The sequence below is a fragment of the Priestia sp. P5_B4 genome (assembly GCF_056400385.1).
On the sequence record NZ_JBFULJ010000111.1, the window covers coordinates 1 to 8,784 of the forward strand.

The following is an 8,784-nucleotide window of genomic DNA, read 5'->3' on the forward strand; positions in this document are numbered from 1 at the left end:
ATTTGGGAGTGGATAAGATGGTACAGGTCAGTCAAAATGAAAAAGATCTGCGTGCAAAAGATGAGCARTATGTATGGCATGGAATGAAACCATACAGTCCGGATGCAACGATGGTAGCTACAAAAGCAAAAGGTGCTTGGATTACAGATGAGCAAGGAAATCGCTATTTAGATGCAATGGCAGGGCTTTGGTGTGTAAATACCGGGTATGGACGGGATGAGTTAGCGCTCGCAGCCTATGAGCAGCTAAAAGAACTGGCTTATTTTCCCCTCACTCAATCTCACGTACCTGCTATCAAACTGGCAGAGAAGCTAAATGAAATGCTAGGTGATGACTATGTTATCTTCTTTTCAAACAGCGGATCTGAAGCAAATGAAACGGCTTTTAAAATTGTGCGTCAGTACCATCAGCAAAAAGGAGAGCATTCTCGCTACAAATTTATTTCGCGTTACCGAGGGTATCATGGGAATTCAATGGGCGCACTAGCAGCAACGGGCCAAGCTCAGCGTAAATATAAATATGAACCGCTTGCCCCTGGCTTTATTCACGTTGCCCCGCCTGATTCGTACCGAGGGCAAGATGACTACGATGCACCGAAAGAACAGCTTCAAGCTGTAAAAGATATTGACAATGTTATGACGTGGGAGCTAAGTGAAACGATTGCCGCTGTTATTATGGAGCCAATTATTACAGGAGGAGGAATTCTTTTACCGCCTCAAAATTATATGAAAGGCGTAAAAGAAACGTGTGAAAAACACGGTGCACTTTTAATTGCAGATGAAGTTATTTGCGGCTTTGGACGTACAGGAGAAGCCTTTGGTTTTATGAATTACGATGTAAAACCAGATATCATTACCATGGCAAAAGGAATTACAAGCGCATATCTTCCGCTCTCTGCAACTGCTGTTAAAAAAGAAATTTATGAAGCGTTCAAAGATAGCGATCAGTACGAGTATTTTCGCCATGTTAATACATTTGGAGGAAGTCCAGCTGCGTGTGCACTGGCATTAAAGAATTTAGAAATTATGGAGAGAGAAAATCTTTTTGACCGTTCTAAACAGCTTGGAGCTTACGTATTAAGTGAGCTAAAGCCGCTTATCGATAGCCACCCATACGTTGGAGACGTAAGAGGTAAAGGGCTTTTAATTGGAATTGAACTTGTAGCTGATAAACAAACGAAGGCACCGTTAGACGTTAATCTTGTAAATGAAGTGATTGCTAAATGCAAAAGCAAAGGAGTCATTATTGGAAAAAATGGAGCAACGGTGGCCGGCTATAATAATGTTCTCACCCTCTCGCCGCCTCTCAACATTGAGGAAAGTGATATTGAGCTGTTATTAGCTACTATTACGTATGCGCTTGACAGCATCAAATAGGTAAGTTTGCAAAAAGCCTGTATAATATACTTACAGGCTTTTTGTACGTGTGAAGGAGGAAGTAGAAAATGGAATTGTTATTTTTAGGAACGGGTGCAGGAGTACCGGCGAAACAGCGGAATGTTTCATCTCTTGCGCTCGAACTTTTGCAAGAAAGAGGGGCGGTGTGGCTTTTTGATTGTGGAGAAGCAACTCAGCATCAAATTTTACATACAACCGTTAAACCGAGGCGAATTGAGAAAATTTTTATTACGCACCTTCACGGTGATCATATTTACGGATTGCCTGGACTCCTTGGAAGCCGTTCGTTTCAAGGCGGAGAATCGCTGCTTACTGTATACGGGCCAAAAGGAATTAAAGAATTTATTGAAGTCACGCTGGCTGTAAGTCAAACTCATCTGCAATATCCTCTAGAGATTGTTGAAATAGAAGAGGAAAGTGAAAGTGGAACGATTTTTGAAGATGAAACTTTTTCAGTGGAGTTTGGCAAACTTGAACATGGCATTTTATCTTATGGATATCGAGTTGTCGAAAAAGATTTGCCAGGATCACTGGACGTTCAGCGTTTAAAAGAGATGAATATTCCCCCGGGGCCTCATTATCAGCAGTTAAAGGAAGGGAAAGAAGTAGTATTAAAAGATGGGCGTATAATCAATGGTCAAGAATTTGTAGGAGAGCCTAAAAAAGGGAAGGTCATCACGGTTTTAGGAGATACAAGAAAGTGCATGCAAAGTGTTCAGCTTGCTATGCATGCAAATGTTTTAGTCCATGAAGCTACTTTTTCAGCGGGAGACGAGGAGCTTGCTTACAACTATTTTCATTCTACTGCAAAAGAAGCCGCTGAAATCGCTAAAACAGCATCGGCCGAGCGTCTTATTTTATCTCATATTAGTTCGCGTTACCAAGGAGACGCAGTCAGCCGGCTAGCAGAAGGAGCAAAAGAAATTTTTCCAAATACCGACATAGCAGAAGATTTGAAACGGTTTACGATTTCATAAAAAAAGACGAGGATATCCTCRTCTTTTTTTTACCATCCGCGTTCGTACTGAACGGGTGCTGAAATTGTTTCATTTAGTTCTTTTGCCGCCGTGCGCGGGAAGTACGGATCGCGCAGAAGTTCGCGCGCAACAAAAATTAAATCAGCGCGTTCGCTTTGCAGAATCTCTTCTGCTTGTCGTCCTGTTGTAATTAATCCAACTGCGCCTGTATCAATATTTGCCTTCTGCTTAATTTTATCTGCAAACGGCACTTGATAGCCAGGGTATACGTTGATTGGAGCGTGTACAAGAGCACCGGAACTAACATCGATTAAGTTGACGCCTTGTTCTTTCATCCATTTTGCAAATGCAACGTGATCATCGACTGTTAATCCGCCTTCTGTATAGTCAGAAGCAGAAACACGGACAAATAAAGGGCCGTCCCACTCTGTTTTCACAGCTTCAATAATTTCCTTTAAGAAACGATAGCGATTTTCTGCGCTGCCGCCATATTCGTCGCTGCGTTTATTGCTTAGCGGCGATAGAAATTGATGTACTAAATAACCGTGTGCAGCGTGAAGTTCGATAATATCAAATCCAGCTTCTTTTGAGCGTCGAGCGCTTTCTTTAAAGGCAGAAATCGTTTCATGAATTTGTTCTGTGGTCATTTCCACAGGTTTTTTACTTTTATCATCAAAAGCAATAGCGGAAGGAGCATAAATATCGCCTTCAACAGTTGCTTTACGTCCTGCGTGTGCAAGTTGAATAGCTGTTTTTGCACCGTTTTCTTTTAGCTGTGTCACAAGTTTCGTTAATCCATCTTTTTGTTCATCATTCCAAATTCCCAAGTCTTGAGCTGAAATACGACCCTGTGGCACGACAGCTGAGGCTTCAACCATAATGAGACCTACTTGTCCAACCGCACGAGTTGTGTAGTGAACCATATGAAAGTCGGTTATTACGCCGTCTTCCTTTTCGCATGAATACATACACATTGGTGACATTACAATTCGGTTTTTTAATGTTACATCTTTCACTGTATAAGGTGAAAATAGTTTTGTTGTCATTCGGTTTAACCTCCAATTATTTCGATACTCTAAACAAAAGTTATTATATCACCGCATTGAATTTTCTTTCACATAATCTGCTTATCCATTTTTAATCATAAAAAAACCTCTTTCTTTTTTTAGAAAGAGGTGAACCTTTACGAACGTTTACTCGAGATTTTTTCGTCAATCGTATCTCCTAAATATTTGGAGCGAATTGTAGCTTGTTCAATACACTGCATCATGGCTTCTTGGAAGTTATGAGAAATAAGCTGTTCGATTCCTGCTTCCGTTGTGCCGCCCGGACTCATCACTTCTTTTCGAAGTACGGCTGGCGTTTTAGGTGACTGTTTCAGCATTTCTGCAGCACCGATAAGAGTTTGAAGAATTAGTTCATTTGACACTGACGTATCCAAGCCTTGTTTTTCAGCTGCTTTTTCCATTGCTTCTACTAGATAGTAGACATACGCTGGGCCGCTTCCAGATAGTCCTGTTACAGCGTGAAGCTGCTCTTCCTCTACAGTTGTAACCGTACCAATCGTTTCAAATAAAGCAGTAGTAACGTTCATATGCTCTGCTGTAGCAAACTTGCCGGGTGCAATGGCTGTAGCCGATAATCCAATAGAGGCCGATGTATTTGGCATAGCTCTTACAACCGCTACTTCTTGGTCAAACAAGTTTACAATTGTGGCAGTCGATACACCTGCTAAAACAGAGAGAACGAGGTGGTGCGGACGAATATAAGACTTAATCGTATCGATGCTTTCCGCTACGTCTTTTGGTTTAATAGCAAGCACGACGATATCGCTTTTTTCGATTAACAAGGCATGATTACGCGTAATGTTAATTTCATATGCGTTTCGAAGTTCGTGAAGTCTTTTATCGTTGCTATGATTTGTTACGGTGATTTGATTGGGGCGAAGCTTTTTATCTGACAGCAGCCCTGAGATCATAGCTTCAGCCATTGATCCAGCTCCAATAAAGGCGATGTTTAAATCCGTTTTCATTAAAAGTTCCTCCAGTCATTTGCTATCCAATGAAAACAGATACTGAGATTTCAGTATCTGTTAAAGGTTTGTGTTTGTGTATCTCTTCTTTATAAAATGCATAGTTATCTAAAGATATGAATAAAACTTCACTATATTTCTGTCATTATGCAATGAAAAAGAGAAGGATGTCAATGTAATTTTCAGAAAACGAATGCAATTGTATAAATAACAGGAAAAATCGTGTAAACTTAAAAGAAAATGCGATGGTAAAGGAGCAAAAATACAGATGAATGAGCAATTATATAAAATTGTGCTGCCTACTCCTTTTGCGGTAGGAGATGTGAATGTTTTTGTTATAAAAGGTCAGACCGTTACGCTAATTGATGCTGGTATTAAAACGGAGGCGGCGTGGTCTGTATTTAAAGAAAAGCTTAATGAAATAGGATTAAAACCAGATGATATTAAGCAAGTTGTCCTAACTCATCACCATCCTGATCACGTAGGAATGCTTGATTTTTTTGATAAAGATATCGCCATAGTCGGTCATGCGAAAAATCAGCCTTGGATCTCCCAAAATCCAGATTTTTTTGAGTGGTACGATGCGTTTTTTGAAGACCACTTTATGAAAGCCGGCKTAGATGAAAGGTTTCGCCCTTATTTAAAACGTTTAAAAGCATCAATGAAGTATTCATGTCATCGTTCTCTTACAACTTCTGTGCAGGAAGGAGATTACATTCCGGGCCTAGAGAGTTGGAAAGTACTTGAAGTACCAGGTCATGCTCAAAGCCATATTGCATTATACAATGAAAGAACAGCGGTTATGATTGGAGGAGATTTACTGTTAAAGCATATTTCATCTAATCCGCTCATTGAACCTCCTATGAAACCAAGCGGCGAGCGACCTAAAACGCTTCTTCAATATAATCATTCATTAAGACGTCTGCTTGATTTAGAGATAAACTGTATCTATACAGGTCATGGAGATGAAGTGTTACATGTTCGCGAACTTGTACAAGAGCGGTTACAAAAGCAGAGCGACCGAGCGGATAAAGTGCTTAGCATGATAAAAGAACGTCCTCAAACAGCATTTGATATTTGCAAACAGCTATTTCCTACTATTTATGAAAAAGAACTAGGGCTAACTCTTTCTGAAACAATTGGTCAGCTCGATTTTTTAGAAGATGCAAATAAAATCAGTACACATGAAAAAGAAAGTACGCTTATTTATTCTGTGTGCTCTTAACTTATAAAAAAGGTGTGTTATATTTGAAATCCTCGTTAAAGAACCAACATGTCGTGATTACAGGCGCTTCGGGAGGTCTTGGAGAGCATTTAGCTTATGAAGTGGCCAAAAGAGGAGGCGTCCCCGTTTTACTTGCACGTACAGAAGAAAAGCTGCACCGAGTAGCCGAGCAAATTAGTCAAAAATATGGGATTACCTCTTACATATACAAAGCTGACGTAGCGAACGTAGAGGAAGTCAAAAGAGTCGTTCAGAAAATGATGAGTGAAATTAAGCGTGTTGATGTCCTGATTAATAATGCAGGCTTTGGTGTATTTGAAGAAGTGAAAGAAGCATCGATTAAGACAATTGCCTCAATGTTTCAAGTCAATGTTATTGGATTAATTGCATGTACACAAGAAATTTTAGCTTATATGCTAAAAGAAAACAAAGGACATATTATTAACATTGCTTCTCAAGCAGGCAAACTTGCGACGCCTAAATCCAGTGGCTATTCAGCTTCTAAACATGCCGTGCTAGGGTTTACCAACAGCCTGCGAATGGAATTAGCGAAAACAGATATCTATGTAACGGCAGTGAATCCAGGTCCTATTCAAACCAACTTCTTTTCAATAGCAGACCAATCAGGAAACTATGAAAAAAGTGTAGAAAAGTTTATGTTAACCCCTCAATACGTAGCTGAAAAAACGGTCAATATTATTGGGAAACCAAAACGAGAAGTCAACTTGCCTAAGTGGATGAATATAGGCTCGAAGATGTATCAGCTTGCCCCGGGGCTCGTAGAAAAATTGGCAGGGGATGCGTTTAATAGAAAATAACCTGTGCTTTAACCACAGGTTATCAATGTTTTTCGTTAATGGTTTCGTTCAGTAAGGCTGTATTTCTATGAATCTACTGCTCGTCTAAAATTTTTGCAGCGCGCACACAAGAGTCAAATTTTCCTTTATGATTTCCGTCGCAAAAGGGCATCTTTTGCGACTGGCCACATCGGCATAGTGAAAATGTCGGCTTTGTTTCAAATTTGTTGCCGTCTGCATCAATTAATTCAACGTCTCCAGTGACACGGAAAGAGCCGTTATCCATTACTTTAATTTGTACTTTTGACATAAAAAAACCTCCTTTTTGTACACATCTATATGAAGCGCCAGAGTTTAATGAAAGCGAGATGTGTATTATACTCATTATATAAGCAATTTTCGTTTGTTTATACAATTAGTTTAAAAGGAGTTAAAGGAAAATGAATATTACCTTTACTGATAAAGCGATAGCAAAAGTACAAGAAAAGTACGGGAAAGATTCTTCACTATATTTAAAATTAAAATACGATACGGATGGATGCGGCTGTGTTGTGAGCGGTGTAACGACGCTATGGATTGTTGATGAAAAAGAGAGCGATGATGTAACCATTGAGACGAATTTTGTTCCTGTTCTTGTCGAAAAAACAAAGCAAGTATTTTTAGATGATAATATGACGATTGACTACAATGAAAGTGCCTATGCGTTTATGCTAAAATGTCCTTCTCAAATTTTAAATCCGCGCATGTCATTTATCGATAAAACAAAAGAAGCGCTTTAAAGCGCTTCTTTTTGTATTTTTTCTAAAAATGATTCAATAACTTGTTCATATTCCTCTGGATTATCAGCATACGAGCGGGCATGAGTGCCTACAGGTGCTAAATACATCCGTTTTGCTCCCATTTTTTTGGCATGCAGCTGCTCTGTCATTTTAGGAAGAATATAGTCATCTTCTTTACTATGGATAAACAGAACAGGATGTTTGATTTGATCTACGACTGAAATAGGTGATACGTCTTTAAATGAGTAACCTTCTCGCCATTTTAAAATAATATTAGCTGCTGGCATGACAAGCTGTTTGGGTAGGTGGAAATCTTGTTTTAAGCGATAGGCAAGAAGTTCTTCCAAGTCAGAAAAAGGGCAGTCGACAATATAAAAATCAGCTCCGTCTTCCATTCCAGCATACAAAAGAGTGGTCGCAGCTCCCATAGACTCCCCGTGAATCCCAAGGGAAATAGTTGAACCGAATTGTTCTTTTACCCAATGAACAACGGATTGAAGGTCCAGTTTTTCATAATAGCCGTAGCTCGTTGTTTTCCCTTCAGACTTGCCGTGTCGGCGATGATCATAAAGAACGACGTTCCATCCAAGCTTTAGAAAAAGCCGAGCATATTTCATAGAGTTCAGTGAATGAACTGTAACTCCGTGCGAAAGAATCATAAATCGGTTGTGTTCGTGTTGTTTAATAACAGTCCCMGCTATGTTATAGCCTAAAGAAGAAGGAAGCACAAATGCTTCTTTAGGAAGAGTGCTATAGACTTTCTCATCATAAAAGCCATCTTCCGTATCGCGGTCAATAATAACTTTGTCGGTCTTTTTACGGATGTACATCATTTGATTTGTAAAAAAGATGCCAAGAGCGGCAAATGCTCCAAAAACACTTCCTATTAATAATAGCCATTTTTTCATGATTAGCGGCTCCTTTTGTTAATATAGCTATTATTTATTATAGCATCGCTCTCATAAAAACCTAATTTTTAACGCTGTTCAAATAAAGAGTATTGCTTGCTTTCAATCGGTCTTGAAATGTGAGGAGCGATAAAAGCGACCGCTTCGAGCAGCTTTTCTTCATTAATAGAAGTGGAAATACCCATTTCATGAAGCATAAAGACGAGATCTTCCGTAGCTACGTTTCCCGTTGCTCCCTTAGCGAATGGACATCCACCTAACCCCCCAGCGGATGAATCGAACCTGTTAATACCGGCTTGCAGAGCTGCATAGATATTTGCAATGGCTAATCCTCTCGTATCGTGAAAGTGCGCAGCAAGTAGCATGTGGGGAAAGTTTTGTTTTAATTTCGAGAAAAGTGAAAATACATCTTTAGGGTTTGCCATACCAATTGTATCAGCAACGCTTAGCTCATTCACTCCAGCCTCCACAAAGCTTTCGCAAAGGGCCAGCACGTCGCGTTCGTGTATTTTTCCTTCATACGGGCAATAAAAGGCGGTGGAAATGCAAGTTCGAATAAAACATTCTTGCTGCTTGAGCTGCTGAATGAGAGGAAGCAGCGTTTGTACAGCTTCTTTGGTGTTTTTGTTAATATTTTTTTGATTAAAGGTATTGCTTACGCCAATAAAC

General features: G+C 39.7%; 10 protein-coding genes. 5 read left to right on the plus strand and 5 right to left on the minus strand.

Annotated elements, in window-relative coordinates; translation table 11 throughout:
• Window positions 1–17 precede the first annotated feature (17 nt).
• Both AC1DRF_RS11665 and rnz read left to right on the plus strand, forming a co-directional pair.
• On the plus strand, window positions 18–1,376 hold the full coding sequence (locus AC1DRF_RS11665; RefSeq protein ID WP_230183114.1) for an aspartate aminotransferase family protein: 1,359 nt from the start codon (window positions 18–20) through the stop codon (window positions 1,374–1,376).
• Between the two features lie 68 nt (window positions 1,377–1,444).
• Window positions 1,445–2,374: a ribonuclease Z gene (rnz, locus tag AC1DRF_RS11670; protein WP_162214938.1), complete on the plus strand. Its 930-nt coding sequence runs from the start codon at window positions 1,445–1,447 to the stop codon at window positions 2,372–2,374.
• A gap of 29 nt (window positions 2,375–2,403) precedes the next feature.
• Here the strand turns inward: rnz and namA are convergent, their stop codons facing one another.
• Both namA and proI read right to left on the minus strand, forming a co-directional pair.
• On the minus strand, window positions 2,404–3,420 hold the full coding sequence (gene namA, locus AC1DRF_RS11675) for an NADPH dehydrogenase NamA (protein WP_477740795.1): 1,017 nt from the start codon (window positions 3,418–3,420) through the stop codon (window positions 2,404–2,406).
• Between the two features lie 137 nt (window positions 3,421–3,557).
• Window positions 3,558–4,406: a pyrroline-5-carboxylate reductase ProI gene (proI, locus tag AC1DRF_RS11680; protein ID WP_013059097.1), complete on the minus strand. Its 849-nt coding sequence runs from the start codon at window positions 4,404–4,406 to the stop codon at window positions 3,558–3,560.
• Window positions 4,407–4,674: 268 nt separating this feature from the next.
• Between proI and AC1DRF_RS11685 the strand changes: the two genes are divergently transcribed.
• The gene (locus AC1DRF_RS11685; RefSeq protein WP_477740796.1) at window positions 4,675–5,631 is read left to right on the plus strand and encodes an MBL fold metallo-hydrolase; all 957 of its coding nucleotides are present in this window, start codon (window positions 4,675–4,677) and stop codon (window positions 5,629–5,631) included.
• 23 nt (window positions 5,632–5,654) lie between these two features.
• Window positions 5,655–6,449 carry an SDR family NAD(P)-dependent oxidoreductase gene (locus tag AC1DRF_RS11690; protein WP_013084950.1) on the plus strand — a complete coding sequence of 265 codons (795 nt, stop codon included), beginning with the start codon at window positions 5,655–5,657 and terminating at the stop codon, window positions 6,447–6,449.
• 73 nt (window positions 6,450–6,522) lie between these two features.
• Here AC1DRF_RS11690 and AC1DRF_RS11695 read toward each other — a convergent pair whose 3' ends face one another.
• Window positions 6,523–6,738, minus strand: a complete 216-nt coding sequence (locus AC1DRF_RS11695; protein WP_013059094.1) for a CDGSH iron-sulfur domain-containing protein — start codon at window positions 6,736–6,738, stop codon at window positions 6,523–6,525.
• A gap of 130 nt (window positions 6,739–6,868) precedes the next feature.
• Between AC1DRF_RS11695 and AC1DRF_RS11700 the strand changes: the two genes are divergently transcribed.
• A complete protein-coding gene (locus AC1DRF_RS11700; RefSeq protein ID WP_028410692.1) occupies window positions 6,869–7,207 on the plus strand; it encodes an iron-sulfur cluster biosynthesis family protein in 339 nt (112 codons plus the stop codon).
• On the opposite strand, the gene AC1DRF_RS11705 is transcribed toward AC1DRF_RS11700, so the two are convergent.
• Both AC1DRF_RS11705 and AC1DRF_RS11710 read right to left on the minus strand, forming a co-directional pair.
• Entirely contained in the window at window positions 7,204–8,115 is a 912-nt protein-coding gene (locus tag AC1DRF_RS11705) for an alpha/beta hydrolase (RefSeq protein ID WP_043976305.1), read from the minus strand. The two genes, AC1DRF_RS11700 and AC1DRF_RS11705, sit on opposite strands and share 4 nt — an antisense overlap.
• Window positions 8,116–8,183: 68 nt before the next feature.
• The coding region (locus tag AC1DRF_RS11710) for a beta/alpha barrel domain-containing protein (RefSeq protein WP_477740797.1) at window positions 8,184–8,784 on the minus strand (601 nt) is incomplete at its 5' end.

Excerpts from the sequence above, each read along its gene's own strand:
- rnz (WP_162214938.1), top strand. The coding sequence starts at position 1,445 with ATGGAATTGTTATTTTTAGGAACGGGTGCAGGAGTACCGGCGAAACAG.
- namA (WP_477740795.1), bottom strand. The coding sequence starts at position 3,420 with ATGACAACAAAACTATTTTCACCTTATACAGTGAAAGATGTAACATTA.
- proI (WP_013059097.1), bottom strand. The coding sequence starts at position 4,406 with ATGAAAACGGATTTAAACATCGCCTTTATTGGAGCTGGATCAATGGCT.
- AC1DRF_RS11695 (WP_013059094.1), bottom strand. The coding sequence starts at position 6,738 with ATGTCAAAAGTACAAATTAAAGTAATGGATAACGGCTCTTTCCGTGTC.
- AC1DRF_RS11700 (WP_028410692.1), top strand. The coding sequence starts at position 6,869 with ATGAATATTACCTTTACTGATAAAGCGATAGCAAAAGTACAAGAAAAG.